This is a genomic window from Sorangiineae bacterium MSr11367 (assembly GCA_037157805.1).
Taxonomy (GTDB): Bacteria; Myxococcota_A; Polyangia; order Polyangiales; family Polyangiaceae; genus Pendulispora; species Pendulispora rubella.
On the sequence record CP089983.1, the window covers coordinates 7,938,241 to 7,958,623 of the forward strand.

Sequence of the window (20,383 nt, forward strand, 5' to 3'; positions counted from 1 at the left end):
ACTGGGTGTCGTCGCCGCGTGCGGGAGCGACTCGGACGAAGGGACCGCGGTCACAGTGAATGACGCGGGGCCTGATCGAGCCCCAATTCTCGCCCCACCGCCTGCACATGTCCCAATAGCCATTGCCGCCGGCGGCAGTCAGGCATGCGCGATGATGGGCGATGGCCGCCTATTCTGCTGGGGGTCCAATGGTTTTGGGCAACTGGGCAATCCTCGGAGCACGCCACTGGAAGACGGCGGTCGCGACTTCGATGGACGCCCGATCCCCTACCCGTCCTTGGCTTCCGTGAGCCATGTGAGTCAACTCTCCACGATGGGTGCGCGCATCGACGAAGGCTACGAAGTGCGAGCGACATGTGCGATCTTGCCGGACGCGCAGGCGCAGTGTTGGGGGAGTAACCAATTCGATGGCCTCGGCCGAGGGAAGGCGGACAGCTTCCCGCACCCGGAGGCTTTGCCGGTCCGGGATCTCGGCCCCGTGGAGCAGATCGTCACGAGCGGTGGAGCCTCGTGCGCCGTCACCGGCGGACGCGCTCAATGCTGGGGATACAACGGCCGCTGGAACGACGCAGGTGAGTCCGGATACGGAATAGCCAAGGACAGGAATGTCCCAGGCATCCTCGGCACCGTTCGGCAGATCGCGTTAGGAGACCATCATGGCTGCATACTCACCACGTACGGTGGAGTCGATTGCTGGGGGATCTACAAGGATCAACAAGGGATAGAGCGCGTCCCTTTTGCAAACAATGCCCGAGTCCAGGCTATCGCGGCAGGACGTCAGACGACGTGCGCACTCATGACGGCAGGGGGAGTTCAATGCTTCGGTTCGAATGGATTCGATAGCCTTCTCGGCAGAGGCCCCGCAAACGGCCCGATTGAACAGCTCACGCCCGCCCCCGTTCTCATTCCAACCGACAAAGCAGCGGCGCTCCAAGTCGTCGTGAGTAAGGATCATGCGTGTGCCCTTCTGAACGACGGCACCGTTTGGTGCTGGGGAGATAACTATTCGGGCACCCTCGGCGCGGGACAGAGCAATGGAGTCTCGGTGGAGCCCAAGGAATCCGCAATGCCGTTGCAGGTCAAAGACTTGCCGGGCACGCCGACGAGCATTGCATCGGGCACTGGGTTTACGTGCGCTCTATTGTCAGACGGCAAGGTGCTCTGCTGGGGCGATAACAGTTGGGGAACTCTCGGACAGGGCACATTCGACGATGTCCCGCACCTCACGCCGGTAAGTGTGCCCCTTTGATCGCAGCTAAGCGCTCCCCTTCGTTCTCCTGGCTTCTGGCCGTCCTCACGTGCATGGCCACGGGCGCGTTCTGGGCGTGTAGTTCGAGCGATGGGTCTCCAGTCTCGACGGGCGGCGTACTCGGGCCTGCCGACGCATCCCCGCAAGAGCCTTCCGACGCATCTCCACCGGATGCGGGCAGCGATACAAGCGTGGAGCCGCAAGAACTGACCGTCGTCTCGCTGGCACCGACCAGTGGCGATACCAATGTATTCGTCGAAGACCCCATTCAGGTGACGTTTTCAGAGCCCGTCCAGATTGGTGCGTCCGCCGTTACGCTCACGACTCCAGACGGAACGACGATTCCAACGACCATCAAGCGCTCGGCCGATGAGCGAACGCTCACCCTTTCGCCGGTGGCTCCGCAGAAAGCGCCCGCGGAGGTGGTCGCTCACTTCAACGCCGTTTCGACACTCGATGGAAGGCCTTTGACCTCGGCCCCGAATTGGAGTTGGAAGCTACCGCCGTGGCTACGCGTGAGTCCCGACCCCAGGAAGTCGGATTTCTCCGTACACGATGGTTCGATGGTTATTGGACCCGGACGGGAAACCATTCTCGCGTCAGGGGGGGAGTCGACCCCGGGTGGGAACTGGACGGGGAGCGTCTACTCGTTCGGCACGCCGCATGGACCGTGGACGCGGTTGGGTGGCCGTCCGCTCTCCAAGGTAATGTGGAGTCCTCGTGTGGTCCTCGACCCGAGCGGCAACATCGTGGTGGCCTCGTTGTATGACAAGCAAATCTTCGTTCAACGATGGTCGGGAACGGGATGGAACTTCCTCGGCGAGCCCATTCCCGACGCCAACGATATCGTCCGTACCCTCATGGCGATCGATGCCAGAGGCAAACTCTTCGTAGGCGCATCGCAGACGGTCCATGGGGAACCCGACACCTACAACTTGGTCGTCCGGTCGTTCGATGGGAATGGCACCTGGTCGTCCGTAGGCGGGACGGTGAACGACGTACGAACGAGCCAAACGTTCGATCCGTATCTTGCGCTGGATCCTGCAGGAGTCCCGTACGTCGCGTACACCGATCCCTGGGCGAATGTTCGAAAATGGACGGGAGCGGCGTGGGTGCCCGTGGGCTCCAATCTAGCTCCGACGGGAGGGTACGCACGGTGGCTGGCCATTGCTTTCGACGACGGAGGAAGACTGTTCGCCCTCGGCGGTTTCTCCGATGAGACGACCCGCGTCATCATGTTCAACGGCTCCAACTGGGTCCCAGTCGGCGAGGCGCTCGGCGGGACGGTAGCTGCATCGTTGGTCGCAGGCCGCGACGGACACCTTTTCGGGGCTATCTACGAGGGTAACTTCGGCGACTCCTTCAGAGTTGTGGACATTACGCAGGCTGGATGGACCAAGATCGACTGGCCCATTCCGGGCGTTGCGGGTGCGCTCGCCGTGGGTCCCGACAACATTCCCGTGGTGGCCTCGTCCAGGGCGGGCGTGCTTCGCCTCCATCGGTGAACGGGCCACCGCATCATGACAGCGAACGGATCGGTAGAAGGAGCATTGGTGAAAGCATTATTACTCAATCGCGGACGTGCCTGGACCTTGGGGGCTCTCAGCGTGTCTTTCGGGGTGGGCGTTGTTGCCGCATGCGGAAGCAATTCGGATGACAGCGGCATCGTCACCGTGAATGACGCGGGGGCGGATCGGGAGCCGATCATCAAGCCGCCCCCGCCACACGTACCGGTCAGCATTGCGGCGGGCGGCAGCCAGGCGTGCGCCATCATGGACGACGGTCGCCTATTTTGCTGGGGCGCCAATACGTATGGGCAACTCGGTAATCCTCAGATCACGGCCCTTCCCGACGGCGGTTCCGCTTTCGACAAACGGCCCGTTCCCTTCCCTCAACTGGCATCTGTCGGCAATGTCCGCCAAGTCGCACCAGGCGGCCCCGAAAACGAGGACGGCGTCAAGGTTGCGAACACCTGCGCAATCCTCGCGGACGCCCAAGCCCAGTGCTGGGGAGAGAACAAGCATGAAGGACTCGGCCGTCGCAAGACTACCACCTTTGACGATTACAACCCGCATCCCGATTCGTTGCCCGTGATGGGCCTTGGCCCCGCACAACAGATCATCACGAATGGTACGACGGCTTGCGCACTGAGCGATGGTCACGTGTGGTGCTGGGGACAAGGCCAGTATTGGGCGGATGGTGGTGGCGGCGGCCCGCGACCATCGCGGCTCGACGGAGAGGACTTCCCCAAAACGAAACACATGGCAATCGGGTTGATGCACGGCGTGGAAGTTGACGAGAGCGGATACGTTTCCGGCTGGGGAAACAGCGGTTATGGTCAACTTGGACCAAACGGCGCCCGTTCGGTCATTCACGAGCTCTACGGCGCCGTCGAAGTCGCTGCAGGCGGATTCACAACCTGTGCGCGAATGCGCACGGGAGAGGTCCGCTGCCTTGGCCGCAACGCATTCGGACTCCTTGGACGTGGTCCCAGCGACGACACCAACTCGAAAGAAGCCGCCGCCGTCCTTCTTCCAACGGACAAGACGGCGGCGACGCAAATCGTCATGTCCATCAATCACGCGTGCGCACTGCTCGTGGACGGCAGCGTATGGTGCTGGGGAAAGAATTTCTGGGGTGGATTGGGCTCCGGCCAGAGCAACGGGGCAACCGTCGATCCTCCGCAATCGGGTACACCGCTCAGAGTGGAGGGATTGCCGCTTCCAGCAACGTCGATCGCCGTGGGCCTAGGATTCACATGCGCGCTGCTTTCGGATCGTACCGTGATGTGCTGGGGCCGAAATGAAGACGGCAATCTGGGACAAGGTACGCTCGACACCGCCCCTCACTTGACACCGGTAAGGGTCCCCTTGTGGTAGCAATGAGGGCACACCGTATGCGTTCCACCTCCTTTTCTTGGTCTCTCGGGATTCTTACCTGCATTACCACCGGCGCGTTCTGGTCATGCAGTGCGAGCGATGGCGCCCCTATCTCGCCGCCCGGCGTAATCGAGCCTCCCGATGCATCTCCGCAAGACACGGGCACCGATACGCTGGTGGAGCCGAAAAAACTGACCGTCGTCACGCTAAGCCCGACCAATGCCGACACCAATGTATCGGTGCAAGATCCCATTCAGGTTACGTTCTCCGAAGCAGTTCGAATTGGACCGACGGCCGTTACGCTGGCAACGTCGGATGGCACAATCATTTCAACGAAGATCGTACTCTCCGCCGATGGGCGCACGATCACCGTTTCTCCTGTCGTTGCCCAAAAAGCTCCCGCGGAGCTGATTGCTCACTTCGGCGAGGTTTCGACACTCGATGGCCGGCCTCTGTCTCCGATCCCGGACTGGAGCTGGAAGCTACCGGCGTGGCTCCGCGTAGGTTCCGACGTGAAGGAGAGATTCAATCCAACCGGTTCTACGCTTGTCGCTGGACCAGGACGGCAGATCGCTTTCGCGGCCAACGAGTGGCACACGGGCAAGAACGACTCGGGATACGTCTCAACGGTCGACACGCTGCATGGAACGTGGACGCAGTTGGGTGGCCCTCTCTCTCCGGTGACCTGGAGTCCGCACATGTTGCTCGATCCGCGCGGCAGGCTCGTGGTCGCCTCAACCCTTGCGCAACGTTTGCCCGATTACGAATACAAGATGGACGTTCTCGTTCAACGATGGTCCGGTACGGGATGGGCTCCCCTCGGCAGCCTTATTCCCGATCGCGAAGGTCCGGTGCTCGCCCTCGATGCCAACAGCAAGCCCTTTGTCGCCTGCGCCCAGAGGCTCCACGGAGAAACCGTCACGTTCAATGTGATGGTCTACTCGTTCGATGGCAAAGATACCTGGTCGCCCCTCGGTGGACCGGTGAACGACTCACCGACGGATAGGCTCAATCCCTATCTTGTTGTGGATCACACGGGCGTCCCGCACGTGACGTACACCGATCCTTTGCCACAGATTCGAAAGTGGACGGGCTCTAGGTGGGTGGAAGTGAACGCGAATCCGTGGATAAATGGCGCGTATTTACGGTGGTTGGAAATAGCTTTCGACGATAGCGGACGTTTGTTCGGCCTTGGCGGCTTCTCCGATGACACGGTCCGCGTCCTCATGTTCAACGGTTCGGACTGGGTCCCCGTGGGCGACTCGTTCGGAAACCAAATTCCTGCACATACATTGGTCGCGGGGCACGACGGGCACCTTTTCGCGATCGTCTATGAAGGCCCGTACGACGAGTCATTTCGAGTGGCAGATATTACAGCGGCTGGATGGACGAAGAGCGATTGGCCCGTCGAAGGCTTTGGAGGCCCGCTCGCAGTGGATCCAGACAACGTTCCCGTGGTGGTCTCCTCCAAGTTCGGAGTACTCCGCCCCAATCGGTAAAGTCGCACCCGTACGCGCCAAAGCCAGAAGCAAACGCACATTGTCGGTGGACCGAGTCGGAAGGGACTACACATCATGCCAGCGAACGAATTGACAGGTAAGGGGCGCTGTGAAAGCGGTATTGCGTAGTCGGGGACGCGTGTGGACCCTCGGCGTGGTAACCGTGTCTTTCGGCATCGGCCTCGTCGCAGCATGCGGGAGCAATTCGCACGAGGGCGGCACGGCCCCGTCCACGACCAACGATGCGGGCGCAGAGCGAGACCCGATCCTCAAGCCACCCGCAGCCCCCGTGCCAGTGGCCATCGCGGCAGGCGGCGACCATGCGTGCGCCGTCATGGATGACGGTCGCGTGCTTTGCTGGGGTGAGAACAAATACGGACAATTGGGAAATCCACAGACTACCGAGTTGCCGGACGGATCCATCTCTTTCGATGGGCGCCCCGTTCCCAGCCCACTTCTGGCATCGGTCACCAACGCGACGCAGCTTGCGATGGGTGATGCATTCGATGAGGATGGCCAACCTGCAAAAGCAACGTGCGCTATCTTGGCGGACGCGCAGGCTCAATGCTGGGGCCAAAATCGCTATAGGGCACTTGGACGCCCGCCCTCGTCGATTGGCGATGACTACATTCCGCACCCTGAAGCCCTGCCCGTATCGAATCTTGGACCGTCCCAACAGATCGTCACCACTGGTATGACTTCATGCGCAGTAAGCGACGGCAAGGCCTGGTGCTGGGGGCGCAGCCAGAATTGGACAGAGGGCGGCGGCGGCGCAATTCCGACGAAAGTCGACTACAGATATCCGATTAAGCAGATCGCCCTCGGTGAGCGATTTGGCGCTGCGCTAGACAATTCTGGATTCGTCCACGGCTGGGGTGATAACTCCAGCGGTCAACTTGCGTCGTCGCCGAATGCCATGTTCGAGCAGGCACTGGAGATTGTTGCAGGTAATGCGACGGCGTGCGCACGCGTGCGCTCGGGGGACGTCATGTGCATCGGAAGCAACGTAAGCGGACTACTAGGACGAGACACGTTTGATGCGCCCCAGGCAAATGTCGCGGCGCCCGTCGCACTCCCCACGAACAAGGTCGCCGCAAAACAGCTGGCGATGGGATTCGGACATGCCTGTGCGTTGCTGAACGATGGAACGGTCTGGTGTTGGGGAGCTAACTTCTATGGAACTCTGGGCGCCGGTCACAGCAACGGCACCTCAGTCGAGCCTCGATCATCGAGCCTTCCGCTCCAGGTTCAAGACCTGCCTGGTTCCGCGATCGGTATCGCCGCCGGCGCGGGATTTACATGCGCTCTTTTGTCGAATCAAACCGTCATGTGCTGGGGCAGAAACCAGTCGGGGACCCTAGGCCAAGGCACGCTCGATAGCCTTCCGCACGTCACACCGGTGAGGGTTTGGCTTTGAGCAACTATCTTTCTTCGCCGAAGTGAAACCATTGCGTCGGATGCACGCGCAGAAAGGCCGTCACGGCATCGGCGACCTTTTGCGCTGCCGCCGTGAGCTCATCGCCGGACGCGCGACGCGGAAGGAAGATGGGCGGCAAGGCCTCGAGTTGGTAGCGGCGGTATCCTAGGCGCGAGCAGAAGATGGGCACGAGGGGCGCGCCCGACACTTGCGCAAGGCGCAGGGGGCCCAACGGGATTTCGCCCGGTGCGCCAAGGAGACGAACCGGCGCGGTGCGAATCCCCGGCGGCACACGGTCGACCTGTAGGGCCACGACGCCGCCCGATTGTAGGTGACGAAGCAGCGGCAACGAGTCGAGGGGGTCCATCCCGACGTGGGCCACGAGAAGCCCCGACTTGCGGCGCGCTTCGTCCTGGAGCTCGCGGGCACGGGCGTCGCGTTCGGGCTCCATGACCATCATGACCTTCAACCCGATGCGGGAGAAGAACGGCCCCACCGTTTCCCAGCCGCCCGTGTGGATCGTCACCACCACGAGCCCCTTGTTATGGGCGGCCGCTTCCAGGACGCGCTCGCGGCCGATCAGCTCGGCTTCCGGAAGCCGCCCATTCTTGGAGCCGTTGGACAGCACCTCGGCGAGGCATCCCGCGTAGTTCGTGAACGTGCGGCCCGTTTCCACGACCTCGCGCAGCGGGGAGGCGTCGCCTCGAATGCGCCGCAGGTTGGAGACCACCTTGCGGCGCGCGCTGGGCACGAAGACGGCCCCGGCCAGCCCAAAGAAGGCGGGGCTATGTTTTACCCACCACTCGGGGCCCTGTTGGGCGCCCCAGGCTGCAATCCTTCTCCAAAATAGACCGTCGTGAGCTAGAGCTGCCAAAGGTTTGGGCATGGTGAAAATCGGCCCCTCGCTTCTACCACAGTCCACCTTGCGACAGCCCACGCTTGCGCCGTCCCCAGCGTAACGGTAAGCGCTCACCTACCGCGCAGTCGGAGATCAAGTGGCGCGGATGATCCAGGGACGAGGGATATCCATACTTGGGAGGCCAGAGCCCCACAGCAGGCGCACGCATCCCCGACCATTTGCGCAAATCGTCTCATGCACGACGACGCGTAGCTCTTGGCACGATGGGTGGAATTGACGTTCTCGCTCGCGCAGGAGGCGCCCCATCATGGAACTTCGAAAAGTGGCTTTGGCCGTGGGCTCGATGATTGTCGTCACGGCGTCTTCCGGGTGCGGCGTCGTCGGCTCGATATTCGGTAGCAGCGACGACTCGAGTGGCGGCGGCAATGGCGGGAGCGACCCTGGAGGCGGCTTTTCCGGCGACCTCGGTGGAGTCGGGGGACTCGGGGATCTCGAAGCGTGCGCCACGTCGAGTGCGCGCGGGACGCTGCAGCCCGTCAATTTGATCGTGATGTTCGACAGGTCGGGCAGCATGGGCAAGTACCAAGACAACAACGGTGTGGAGTACGACAACACCGCGCAGCGGTGGGTGCCCGTCAGTCAAGGAATGGCAGCGTTCTTCTCCGATCCTCAGTCGGCCGGGCTCAATGCGACCCTTCAGTTCTTCCCTCCGGACCGTGGAAACAAGTGTGACGCGTCGGCGTATCGCAACCCCGCGGTGCAGCGAACGCCCCTGCCGAGCAATGAATTCGGTGACGCCATTTCGAGCACCGGCCCCAGTGGCGATACACCAACGCGCGGAGCGCTCCTGGGGGCGTTCGCGATCGCGCAAAACACTCTCGCGTCGAATCCCGATGAGCGAGCGGTGGTCGTTCTCGTGACGGACGGGCAGCCGACGGCGTGTGGGCAACTGCAGGGCGTCTACGACACGGCCCGCTCGGGCTTGAACGGCAAGCCATCGATCTCGACCTACGTCGTCGGTGTGGGTCCCGACACAGGCAACCTCGACGAGATCGCGCGCAACGGCGGTACGGGCAAGGCCACCTACGTGGCGGAAAATAGTGACCCTGGGAAAACCAGCAGCGATCTGGTCGCGCAGCTTAATAAGATCCGGGGTGAGGTCATGTCATGCTCGTTCGCCATCCCCAGCCCGGGTGAAGGCAAGCAGCTCGACACCAACGCGGTGAACGTTGTGCTTACACCGACCGGTGGGAAGGCCTCCACATTGAGCTACAGCTCGGAGTGCCAAGGCGGAGCGGGATGGCACTACGACGATCCATCTGCTCCGAGATCCATCGAACTATGCGAATCGACGTGCGACAGCGTTAAGCAAGACAAAGGTGCAAAGATCGCTATTGCGTTTGGGTGCGCCACCAACGGCAAAGTTAACTAAGCAAGTACTTACCTAAGACCTGGAACGACGATCCGCGCACATGTGCGCTGATGCGGATACGTGCGCATAAATCTTCGTGTCCCACACGACGGATCGGAATGCGGCCGGCCATGGGTCCATGGAGTAGGGGTATATCTCTCTTTGCCACTATTCCTATTCTGGAGGCCTCCCATGATCCGACTTCGAACTATCACTCTCGCCGCGGTGTCGGCGTTCATCGCGACCGTAACCGCAGCTGGATGTGGGAGTAACGGCGACTCGGGCTTCCCTGACAAGGACGGCGACGGAAAGCCGGACAACGACGGCACCTCTGGCCCGGGTGGCGATGTCACCAATGGAGCCGGCGACTCGGGCATCGGTCCGGGTGCCAATCCGGGCAACGTGGGCGACGTCGCGAACTGCGCGTCGCAAACGGCTACGAGCGCGCTGGGTAAGGCGAACCTCATCACCATATTCGACAGTTCCGGCAGCATGGGGAACTATACGGACAACAATAACGTTTATCACCCGAATCAAGCACTGCGCTGGGACCCCGTCACCAAGGCAATGACGACATTCTTCACCGATCCAAAGTCGGCGGGTCTCAACGCTTCTCTGCAATATTTCCCATTGAGCGATACGTGCTCCGTTGATGGGTACGCGGCGCCCTCGGTCCCTCGAACGGCGTTACCCAATCAGCTATTTGCAACCTCACTTGACATCAAAGACCCGGATGGTGGAACCCCGACGAAACCCGCTCTGGAAGGGGCTCTCAAGTATGCAAGGCAGGTCGCAAGCGCGAACGCGAAAGAGAAGACCGTTATTTTGCTGGTGACCGACGGAGAACCTAACAGTTGCAGTAGCGACGTTGGGTCCGTAAGCGAAGTAGCAGAGAGTGCATATAAGGGAGATCCAAGAAACTCAATCCCCTCGATTCCGGTCTACGTGATCGGCGTCGGTGACGAAACCGATCCGGCAAAGGGCGGTACGTTCAACCAAGTGGCGAAGAGTGGAGGAACGAACCAGGCCATTCACGTCAAAACGGGTAACGCCGGACAGACCAGTGCCGACCTCATTAAACGGCTTCAGGACATCCGTAGCTCGAACCTGTCGTGCTCTTTCGCGATTCCGCCGCCGCCGAAGGGTGGGACTATCAATTACGACGCGGTTCGCGTGAACTTCACGAGCAGCAAGAACGTTGCCTCGACGGTGCCCTACAGCGAGGCGTGCACCGGTAACAACGGCTGGCACTACGACAACAAGACCAGCCCGAAGCAGATCGTGCTTTGCACGAACAGCTGCAAGACAATTCAAGACGACCCCGGCGGCAAGATCAACATCGCCTTCGACTGCAAGGGTACGCAGGCGGACGGCGGCTCTGGCGGCGTTCACTGAGACAGCGACCTCCAACTAAACAGCAACAGGGCCCGTGTCGACCGAGAGTCGACGCGGGCCTTTTGCTTATGGGAGTGCACCTTTCCACGTGTGGCGCGTGTGGGCTTTGCCGCAGGTGCGTATACGCAAATCTTCGTGTCGCTCGCAACGGATCGAAAGCCGGGTGGCCATCGGTCCATGGATACAGGGGTATCCGTTTTTACTACATTATTCCGATATGAGGAGGCCTCCCATGATCCGACATCGAAGCGTCACTCTCGCCGTAGTGTCGGCGTTCATCGCGACAATTACTGCGGCGGGGTGTGGAGGCAGCGGCGACTCGGGTTTCAACAATGAGGACGGCAATGGGAAACCTGGAACGGGTGATCCCCCTGGAACGGGAGACCCCGGCATTGGCGGAGGGCTCAACAATGGCGCTGGGGACGCGGGGCCAGGCACCAATCCAGGAAGTACCGGAGATGTGACGAATTGCGCGTCCCAGACGGCGCAGGCCACGTTGCAGCCGGTCAACCTGGTCTTCATGTTCGACAAGTCGCGCAGCATGATCAGGAACACGAGCACGGGCGAGGACATCACCAGCAAGAAGTGGGGGCCAATCGTCGATGCCGCAGAGTCGTTTTATGCCGACGCGCAATCTGCCCGCATGAGGGCATCCCTCACCTTCTTCTCGGGTTCGTCGTGCAACACCGACTCGTTTTCGACTCCCCAAGTGTCGCTGCGCGATCTGCCCAATTCGAAAGACTTCACGGCGGCATTCGGGGGCGTAAGGCCCGACGGCGGTACCCCTTCGGTCGCAGCCATGGGGGGCGCGGCCAAACAAGCCACGAACGTAGCGGCGTTGCACAAAGGGGAGGTGACGGTCATCGTGCTCGCAACGGACGGGACCCCCGAAGACAACTGCGCGGATGGCTGCACGGACCCGCATGACTGCTGCGTCGCCAATTGCAACGGCCAAGGGGGACAGCCGGTCATCGATCAACAGTGCAGGGCCAATGAGACGAAATGCAAAGTCGATCTCGTTGCCAAGCAAGCCAAAGAGGCAAAGGACGACGGCTTTCGAACTTACGTCATCGGAATCACCAGCGACCCTGGACATGACAAGCTCGAAAGGCTCGACACGGTTGCGGAGTCCGGTGGAACGTCGAAAGCCATGTTGGTCAAAGTCAACGACACGGCCTCGACGAAGCAGGCATTCATCGATGCACTGAACAAGATTCGCACGCAGAACATGTCTTGCGACTTCGCCATTCCCAATCCCCCGGGCGGCGGCACGATCAACTACGACGCCGTGCGGGTCAATTTCACGAACAGCAGCAACGCGGCCTCCACGATTCCCTATAGCGAAGCGTGCACCGGCGGCAACGGGTGGCACTACGACAACAAGGCCGCACCGAAGAAGATCTCGCTTTGTGCCAACTCGTGCACGACGGTGCAAGGGGATCCGCGCGGCAAGATCAACATTGCCTTCGACTGCAAGGGCCAACTCGCCGACGGCGGCTCCGGCGGCGTCCACTGATTCGTCCGTAATCCCTCAAAAGCCAACGACCACGTCGGCCCAGTGCCGACGTGGTCGTCGCATTCACTAGGGAGTTACACGCGCAGCAGGTCCGGCTTCTTCGCCAAGAGCCGCACCAACCACGCGTCGGCGAGCTTCTCCTGCATCGAATTGATGCGCAGGCGCTCGCGCAAATGCTGGAAGTCCACCGAGTCGATCTCTTGGTCCTGATTGAAGCAGGAGAACACGACGGTCTCCTTCTTCGTCACGGGGTCCACGTGCTTTTGCAGGCACTGGGCGCAGACCTCTTTCATCATGCACTGCATCGGCGAGTTGATGCTCGCGATGGCGCGGTGCACGGGGTTCAACTTCGGCGCCAAAACCCCATGACGCGCCTCCTTCACGGCGGCCATCATGCGGTCCGAGCCAATCGCGATGATGCGGTTTACCGTGCTGAGCGGAATATCCACGCTGCCCAATTCGCCCTCGGCGTAGGCGCGCATGCCTTCCACGATGTTGCCGCGGAATTGGCGGTCTTGCGGCCGCCGCGGGGCAATCTCCTTGCCCATGTCGGTGCACCAAATGACTTGGTCGGTGTACCGCTCGATGTCGTCCTGTTTGAACAGGTCCTCTCCGCGCTTGTACCCCGCAAAGTAGAGCACGCGCGATCCCATCGCTTTGAAAGCCCGCGCGATGGAAAACAACACCGCGTTCCCGAGCCCGCCGCCACACAACAACACCGTCTCGCCGTGCGCGATCTCGGTGGGCGTGCCCGTCGGCCCCATCAGAATCACGGGCTCGCCGGGCCGAAGCGCCGCGCACAAGCGCGAGCTGCCGCCCATCTCGAGCACGATGGTGCCCATTTCGCCTTTTTCCTCGTCGACCCACGCCCCGGTCAACGCGAGGCCCTCCATCGCGAGGCGCGTGTTGTCCACGATGGGCGCGAACGTCTCAAAGTTCTGCAGCCGGTAGAATTGCCCCGGCTTGAACTTGCGCGCCGCCAGCGGGGCGCGCACGACCACCTCGACGATGGTCTGTGTCAGACGGTTCACGGCCACCACCTGGGCCACGAGCTCCTGATCCAGCTTGGCGAACGTCTCCCGCAGCGCACGCTCGCGCGCGGGTTGGTCCGACACCGCCAATTGCTGAATCTCCGGGAACAGCGCCACCACGTGGGGGTAACCATCTTTGGCGCTGGACATCGCGCGGACGACGCTGCCCGCGTAGCGCGGATGGTTGTCGCCGTAAAACGTCACCGTGCGCCGGCCCTGTTGGTAGCTCGTGAAGAACCCCTTCTCCGAGCCGCTCACCGGCACCAACGTCACGATGCCGGAAGCATCCACCTCGGCACGGTGCGCCTTGAAGAAGTATTGCCGCTCGTCGAGCTGGAAGGTGCCCTCGTATTCGCGCTCGTAGGTCACGTTGGGGTTCGTGCCCGCGGCCACGCACACCGTGCGGGCCGGAAGCTCGATCAGGCTGCCGTCCTTGCGCTTGAACTTGATCGCCCGGACGTGCGCCTTCTCGTCGAGCACGGCCTCGACCGGCGACATGTTCTCGATGTAGCGCACCCCCTCTTCGAGGCTCTTCTCGACCTCTTCGTGGTTCAGACGGTACGCTGGCGAGTCTTGCAGCGTCTTGCGGTACACCAGCGAAACGCCGCCCCACTTGTCGCAGAGTTGCTGAACCCTCGGCTCGCGGTTTTCCTTCTGGGCCAGCGCCTTTTCGGCGGCGAGCTCCTCGGCGTGGGCCAAATGTTGCTGCAGCAACTCCCACTCCTCGGCGTCGAACATCCCCTTCACGTCATCCACCGTGCGGTCGCTCAACAGCTGCTGAAAGCGTTCGCGCGTTTTTTCGATTTGAATGACGTAATAGGCCAGTAGCTCCGTGGCCGTGTCGATGGCCGTCAACCCGCCACCGATGACCACGGCGGGGAGCGCAATTTGCAAATTGGCAATCGAGCTCTTTTTGTAGGCACCGGTGAGCTGCAACGCCATCAAGAAGTCCGACGCCTTGCGGATGCCGCGCGCAAGGTTGTTCTTCATGTCGATGATGGTCGGCTTGCCCGCACCCGCCGCAATGGCCACGTGATCGATGCCCAGCGCCCAGACGTCGTCCAACGTCAAGGTGCCACCGAAACGCACGCCGCCGTAGATGCGCAGATTCTTGTGGCGCGACAAGGTCAGGTACACCACGGTGAGGAAGTTCTTGTCCCAGCGAACCGTGATGCCATATTCGCTCACGCCACCGAAACCGAGCAGGATGCGCTCGTCCAACTCCCCATAAAGCTTGTTGAAGTCGTGCACGGGATCGGGCGCCTCGCGATCGCGTCCGGTCAATGTCGCCGGCAGCGGCTCGATCTTCAGGCCGTCGACCGCGACCACGCCGAATCCCTCGCACGCGAGATGGTGCGCGAGCGTATACCCCGCCGGGCCCAGCCCAACGACGAGCACGTTCTTGCCGTTGTACGGCTTGATGTGCGGGCGCGCGATGTTCAGCGGATTGAAGCGCGTGAGGAACCCGTAAATCTCGAGGCCCCACGGCAGCTCGAGCACCTCGGTCAAGACCCGCGTCTCGACCTGCGGAATGTTGACCGGTTCCTGCTTCTGGAAGATGCACGCCTTCATGCAATCATTGCAAATGCGATGACCGGTGCCGGGGCACATCGGGTTGTCCACGGTCACCAGCGCCAGCGCGCCGAGCGGATCGCCCTGCCCGCGCAGGGTGTGCATCTCGCTGATTTTCTCCTCGAGCGGGCAGCCGTCCAAGCCGACGCCGAGTGGATTCTTCTTGATGACGTGCTGCTTCGGATCGAGCAGGCCCTTGGAGCAGGAGTCCTTGTCGCGGTTGTGGCAAAGGATGCAGTAGTCGATTTCCTGCTCGGTCTGCCGCGCGTTGTAGCGTCGATCCGTCAGGGTGAAGCTGCGCTCGCGGCGCTCGTGCTCCTCGCCGACGAAGAGCTCGGGCACCGCCGGATCGGGCCGCCGGAGCTGCACCAGCTTGGAGTAATCGAGGGTCTTCGGCTGCCGCAGCGACGGCCATTTGGCCACGGAGTCGTGATGGCTCGCACGCCGCGCGGCGAGGGAGGCCTCGATGGCGTCGAGCGCCAAGGCCACCGCGGACTCGTCGTCGAGATCCGCCGCGACCCCCTCCGCGCGCAAAGCCTCCGCCACCGTGTGCGCGCGGGCGTGAAGCTCGTCGGTCCACGTGGCACCGCCGCCCTTTTTCACCTTGCGCGCGGTGTCGTCCACCTCGAGCAGGGCAAGGACGGCACGGGCGGTCACGAGCTCCTCGTCGGCCTCCTCCGTTTTCACGGCGGCGATGGCCGCGCGGGAAACCTGGGCCGCGCGCGCGTCGTCGTGGCCCAGGGCTTTCCAATTCTTCCCCGCGGCGTTGCCGAGCACGCGCTTCTTGGCAAATTCGTGCTTGAACTTCCACAGCGGGCCGTGCGACGCGACCTCGTCGCGCAGACGCGCGAGCTCCGCCTCGACCCCGAACAAACGCCCCACGAAGGAGCTGAAATGCGGCGCAGCTGCCAGCAGCGCTTCGCTGCGCTGCTCCGGCGTCATTCCCTCGCCACGAACGCGGCGATACGCATCGAACTGCGCGTGCGCCTCGGGCGCGCGCGCGGCGAAGTCCGCCTCGAAGGCGGTGTGGAGATCGGCCAGGCGCGCAGGATCGAACAGATCCTCGTAGGCGAATCCCGGAATTCCGAGCGTGAGCTCGGGCGGAGCGGCTGCGGCGATTTCTTTGTCGGGGGAAGTCATCGTCGATGCCGTTCTCCTATTTGGATTCGTCGTCGCGCGGGACGAACGCCGTCTGCGCGAGCTCACCTTCCTCGAAGCCGAAGTAGACCGCAGCCTGCTTCAGCATGAACTTCTGCCCCTCGGGAGAGGCCAGGTCGAGGCGGTACGTGTTGATGTACTTGACCGAGTCCTTGAGCCATCTGTCCCAGGCATCTTTGGACACTTCGTTGTAGATCTTTTGCCCGAGCTCGTTCTTGTACGGCGGGCGGGCGAGCCCCGGGAGGTCTTGCTTCAACAGGCGGCAATGGACAATACGTTCGGACATGGCGTTGTGCTTCTACCATGCGATCTAGCCCCGTTCCATGTGCCACGAGCCGAGCCGTTGGCCCCGGCGGCTCGCGTCGCCGACCCTTCGGGACACCTAGAACGCGAAGGCCAGCTGCGTTGGCCGGCGCCGAGCGCCCGATTTTACTGCGCCCCGATGGCTGGACGTGACGTCCAGCACGGCAACCGCGCCCGGTGAAATGGCCTGCACGTCGAGCGCCCCCGACTTCTGACGCACTGCCTCAAGGGCACGCTCGGGCATGTTGTTCGTACGGGAAATATGGCCCAGGACGAGACGCGAGAGGCGACTGCCCACGAGCTGCGACGCCAGCTCCGCGGCCTCGTGGTTGGCCAAGTGCCCTGTCCCGCCCGAGACGCGCCGTTTGAGGCTCGGCGGGTAGGGACCTATCCAGAGCAGCTCCGGGCAGTAGTTGGCCTCGATGACGGCGACGTCGCACGCCCCGAGGAAGGGCGCCAAGTCGGGCGGGACGTGCCCGATGTCGCTCACCAGCCCGAAGGCCGCCTGCGCCGTGGAGACGCGCAGCGCGGCCTGCGGCGCATCGTGCGGCACGGGCAGCGCCTCGATGCAGAGCGAGCCCACGTGAAACTGCGTGCGCGCTTCGTACGTGCGCACCTCGTAGCGCTCGCGCACCCGCCGCGCGGCGATGCCCGGGTGCAGGTACACGGGCACGCCGAGCGTCCGCGCGTGCGCCTCCAGATGGGCAATGTGGTCGTGGTGCTCGTGCGTCACGACGATGGCATCGATGCCATCGGGGTACACGTGCCCGGCGTCCCGCGCCCGCAGCCGATTCGCAACGGCACGCGGCCCCATGCCGCAGTCGAGGAGCACCCGGGAGCCGTCCGCTTCGACGATGGCCGCGTTACCGCTGGAGCCGCTCCCGAGTATCCAAACACGCACCTGGGGGACTGTACACCAGTTCCCGTAAACGTGCCCCTGCCCGTGCCCGTCTGTTCCTCCCGTCTTGGGGGGACGGGCAGGGGCACGGGCACGTTTACGGGGAGAGAGACTCAGTGCCCCAATTTGCTCCCAGGGTGCGTCACGTGGCAGGCCGAGGTGCACTGGTCGAAGCTACGCTGCGACGTCGCGCCGACGTACATGTTGTCGATCGGTCCGAAGTCGCGAACGTGCCACTCGGGGTAGCTCTTGTGGCAGGAGAGGCAGGCCGACTTGCTCGTGCGCTGGATGCTCTCCGCCGTGATGTGGCACTTTTCGCATTGATCGACGCGCGCATCGATGCGGTTCGAGCGCGAGTGAATGAAGTGCGTGCGCGCGTAGATGTTGCCCTCGAGCTCGAACTCCAGCGGAACGTGGCACCCCGTGCACGTGGCGCGGTCGTTGTTCGCGTGGAGGAGCACCCCCAGCGACGAATTGCCTGAATGGCAGGTGTTGCACGGACCGGTGCCGAGCGGCGTGGTGGTGGGCTCCGGCGAGCCAACCTGAATCTTCACGGTGTGCGACGCGGGGATGTCCTCGCCGCGGTAGACGCGCCGTCCCTTGGTGGTGATGTAATACGTACCCGGTTTGGCATTCGCGGGAACCGTGTATTCCCACGTATCGGGCACGGGGTTGTCCCAATAGGGCTCCCCGCCGAAGAGATCGTGCGACGTTGGGAAGGTGCGGAACTGCGCCGAAAAGCCGTCGCGTTCGGGCAGGGCGGTGGGCTGCACGTCGAGTGTCCGATCGAAGAAGATCGACCCGGGCGCGATGGTGCGGCTCGGCTGAATGTCCTGCGCCGGCCCCTCCAGGGTGCTCATGAGCATGCGCTCGCGATGCTTGCGCCGGTAATACGTGGTCGTGGCGTCGAAGAACGCTTGATAATAGCTAATACCCGTATCGTCGCGCTTGAACCTTACATCGTTGTAGGTCGGCAGCGACCCTTCCGGATGCAAGCGGTGTCCGGCGCCGTCCAAAAGGCTAATTTGGTATTTGATTTTCCCACCAGGGGGATACGTCCCGTCTTCCCGTGGAGCCGTGAGCGCCTTCACGTCGATGTTGAATCCGTAGTCGAACGCCGGCGAAGGATCCTGCGTGACAGGAATGGTGTAGCGCTTCCCCGGGTGGAGGGACCAGGTCAGACGAAACTGCGTCGTCGCGGCCGAGATGTAAAACGTGCGATCCGGATGCATCGCATTGCGCAGCTCGACGAGGGCCTCCTCGCGAAATTTCTTCGCGCCGGTGCAGTCCGTGCGGGTCTTGCAGTCGAAGGTCCACTGGATGCCGCGCGTGCGGCGCACGAAGAAGTCGTCCGTGTCGCGCCGATCGCGATCGATGCCCGCGTCGTAGATCAGCGGGGCCGAGGTGGGCCGTCCGCGACCGTCGAGCTGCTCCAAAATGAGGAACGAGCGCTCGTTCATCCAGCGCGCATTGCGGAAAAAGCGGCGGTTCGTATAGAGCCCGCTGACCGCATCCGGCGTGTCCAAGGCCGATTCGTCGGCAAGCTCGAGGCCGCGCCAGGAGAGATCCGCAAAGTCGCCCCGACGACGCAGGCCGTCGATGTCCTCATCGACGCCCGTGTCGAACCAGGCGCGCAGATCGATCTGGTTGAGGAAGAACGTTTGTCCCGAACGAACCTTGATGGCCGTGCCCTTGGCGTTGTCGACATCGAGCGCGAGCCCGATGGGCGTCTGCCGCGTCGTCGGTTGCTGCGTGTGGATCGTCTCGACGGTTACGGGCGCGCCATCCGCTTCTTGCGGCGAAGCCGCAACATCGTCCCCGTCGCCCGAGACACACGCGCCAGTAAGCGCTGACCCCATGACCACTGCCGCAAACGCAAAATAGAAAGAGCCACTCACCCTCCCGCAACGCTCCATAGAGCCTCCCTTTTATCGGACTCTCCTTTCGGCCTCGCGTCGGGACTGCGAACCCTGGCCTGAGCGGAGCAAGCCGATAATCGGAAGATACGGTGCGGACTCCGCGATTTCTACTTGAATTGTTTATCCATATAAAAATTTGAAGGTACTTTCTTCCACTCCGCCCCATTTGTAGGTGGCGTGGGTGGTCGATTCTGGGCGCGCCATCCAAGTAAAACCAAGGCTAGGCCCAGGCCCTCACTTGGCGGACATCGCGACCAGAACGTCGAAGGGTCCACGGCGTGTGCGAATGTCGCGATAGCCGCGCGCTTCGAGTTCACGAACGTAAAAGTCGATTTCGCGCAACCGGCTCACGCAGGAGTCGACGCCAATCAGGAAATAGGTCCAGAAGAACTGAATCGCCAGGCGATCCGGCGTGCGGAATTCCTCGCACACGACGAGCCGCCCGCCCGGTGCGAGGGCGCGCGTGGCCTTGTCGAGAAGCATCCGCGCGGTCGCTGCGGGCCAGTCGTGCAGCACGCGCACGAAGGAGATGACGTCGTAGCCCCGGGGAAATTCCTCGTTCAGGAAGTCGCCGGCCACGAATCCGAGACGCGCACCGACACCCGACCCTTCGGCGCGGCCGCGCACCAAGGGCTCGGTGATGGCCAAGTTGAGCACGTCGGCCGTCAGCGTTGCATGCCGCGTGAGGACGGATGCTGCCAGCGCGCCATCCCCTCCCCCAACGTCGAGCCAGCGCTCCGATCCCGTCACGAAAATGTCGTCATGCGCGGTGCGAAAGGCCTCGGCAATCGGGGGAACGCCCGCCGCCATGCTTGCTTCGAACTGCGCATGCTGCGTGGGGGTCGAAGGCGGCCAATCGAAGGCGTCCCGCGGAACGTGGTGCTCACCGCGCAAAGTCGCCGGCAGCTTGTTTTCCAGGACGCGCCATGGATACGTGTCGCGATCGCGCTCGATGGAGGTCTCTCCGAGCACGGCGCGCGCTGCCGCTTCCAGAGGCTCGCGTGCGGTGTAGCGCGTCGACTCGATCCCCGCGTCCGCATCGTGCGCGTCCTCGCGCGCCACGAAGCCCAATGTTTCCAGCGCGTCGAGCAGCTTGTACAGACGCAGCGGAACGGAACCCGTGTCGTGCGCCAGCTCGCCCAGGGTTGCGGGGCCTCGATCGAGGCGGGCGAGGATCCCCAACTCGAGTGCCGTTTTCACGACATCGAGCCCTTTGCTTGCGTTGAAAAGAAGACTCAATAGCGCCCGCGCGGAAAACGCTTCGCCCCCCATTCGGC

At 62.7% G+C, this 20,383-nt stretch carries 14 protein-coding genes; 8 read left to right on the plus strand and 6 right to left on the minus strand.

What is annotated here, in order from left to right; all coding sequences use genetic code 11:
* Window positions 1–313: 313 nt before the first annotated feature.
* From LVJ94_30810 to LVJ94_30830, 5 genes are all read left to right on the plus strand, one after another.
* Window positions 314–1,249 (plus strand): hypothetical protein, encoded by a 936-nt coding sequence (locus LVJ94_30810; protein ID WXB01297.1) that lies wholly within the window; start codon window positions 314–316, stop codon window positions 1,247–1,249.
* The gene (locus tag LVJ94_30815) at window positions 1,246–2,754 is read left to right on the plus strand and encodes an Ig-like domain-containing protein (protein ID WXB01298.1); all 1,509 of its coding nucleotides are present in this window, start codon (window positions 1,246–1,248) and stop codon (window positions 2,752–2,754) included. The genes LVJ94_30810 and LVJ94_30815 overlap by 4 nt, the downstream gene beginning before the upstream one ends.
* A gap of 15 nt (window positions 2,755–2,769) precedes the next feature.
* A complete protein-coding gene (locus LVJ94_30820; GenBank protein WXB01299.1) occupies window positions 2,770–4,128 on the plus strand; it encodes a hypothetical protein in 1,359 nt (452 codons plus the stop codon).
* A 698-nt stretch (window positions 4,129–4,826) separates the two neighbouring features.
* A complete protein-coding gene (locus LVJ94_30825) occupies window positions 4,827–5,627 on the plus strand; it encodes a hypothetical protein (GenBank protein WXB01300.1) in 801 nt (266 codons plus the stop codon).
* A gap of 334 nt (window positions 5,628–5,961) precedes the next feature.
* Entirely contained in the window at window positions 5,962–7,044 is a 1,083-nt protein-coding gene (locus LVJ94_30830) for a hypothetical protein (GenBank protein ID WXB01301.1), read from the plus strand.
* 4 nt (window positions 7,045–7,048) lie between these two features.
* On the opposite strand, the gene LVJ94_30835 is transcribed toward LVJ94_30830, so the two are convergent.
* Window positions 7,049–7,930 (minus strand): lysophospholipid acyltransferase family protein, encoded by an 882-nt coding sequence (locus LVJ94_30835; protein WXB01302.1) that lies wholly within the window; start codon window positions 7,928–7,930, stop codon window positions 7,049–7,051.
* A gap of 280 nt (window positions 7,931–8,210) precedes the next feature.
* Here LVJ94_30835 and LVJ94_30840 point away from each other — a divergent pair, with 280 nt between their 5' ends.
* From LVJ94_30840 to LVJ94_30850, 3 genes are all read left to right on the plus strand, one after another.
* Window positions 8,211–9,335: a VWA domain-containing protein gene (locus LVJ94_30840; GenBank protein WXB01303.1), complete on the plus strand. Its 1,125-nt coding sequence runs from the start codon at window positions 8,211–8,213 to the stop codon at window positions 9,333–9,335.
* A 171-nt stretch (window positions 9,336–9,506) separates the two neighbouring features.
* Window positions 9,507–10,709, plus strand: a complete 1,203-nt coding sequence (locus tag LVJ94_30845) for a hypothetical protein (protein WXB01304.1) — start codon at window positions 9,507–9,509, stop codon at window positions 10,707–10,709.
* Between the two features lie 232 nt (window positions 10,710–10,941).
* Window positions 10,942–12,225: a VWA domain-containing protein gene (locus tag LVJ94_30850; protein ID WXB01305.1), complete on the plus strand. Its 1,284-nt coding sequence runs from the start codon at window positions 10,942–10,944 to the stop codon at window positions 12,223–12,225.
* 74 nt (window positions 12,226–12,299) lie between these two features.
* On the opposite strand, the gene LVJ94_30855 is transcribed toward LVJ94_30850, so the two are convergent.
* From LVJ94_30855 to LVJ94_30875, 5 genes are all read right to left on the minus strand, one after another.
* The gene (locus LVJ94_30855) at window positions 12,300–15,968 is read right to left on the minus strand and encodes an FAD-dependent oxidoreductase (protein ID WXB01306.1); all 3,669 of its coding nucleotides are present in this window, start codon (window positions 15,966–15,968) and stop codon (window positions 12,300–12,302) included.
* Window positions 15,969–15,984: 16 nt separating this feature from the next.
* Window positions 15,985–16,272, minus strand: a complete 288-nt coding sequence (locus tag LVJ94_30860; GenBank protein WXB01307.1) for an oxidative damage protection protein — start codon at window positions 16,270–16,272, stop codon at window positions 15,985–15,987.
* A 96-nt stretch (window positions 16,273–16,368) separates the two neighbouring features.
* The gene (locus LVJ94_30865) at window positions 16,369–17,190 is read right to left on the minus strand and encodes an MBL fold metallo-hydrolase (GenBank protein ID WXB01308.1); all 822 of its coding nucleotides are present in this window, start codon (window positions 17,188–17,190) and stop codon (window positions 16,369–16,371) included.
* A 110-nt stretch (window positions 17,191–17,300) separates the two neighbouring features.
* Window positions 17,301–19,046: a cytochrome c3 family protein gene (locus LVJ94_30870; GenBank protein WXB01309.1), complete on the minus strand. Its 1,746-nt coding sequence runs from the start codon at window positions 19,044–19,046 to the stop codon at window positions 17,301–17,303.
* Window positions 19,047–19,340: 294 nt separating this feature from the next.
* The gene (locus LVJ94_30875; protein ID WXB01310.1) at window positions 19,341–20,378 is read right to left on the minus strand and encodes a methyltransferase domain-containing protein; all 1,038 of its coding nucleotides are present in this window, start codon (window positions 20,376–20,378) and stop codon (window positions 19,341–19,343) included.
* Between the last annotated feature and the right edge of the window lie 5 nt (window positions 20,379–20,383).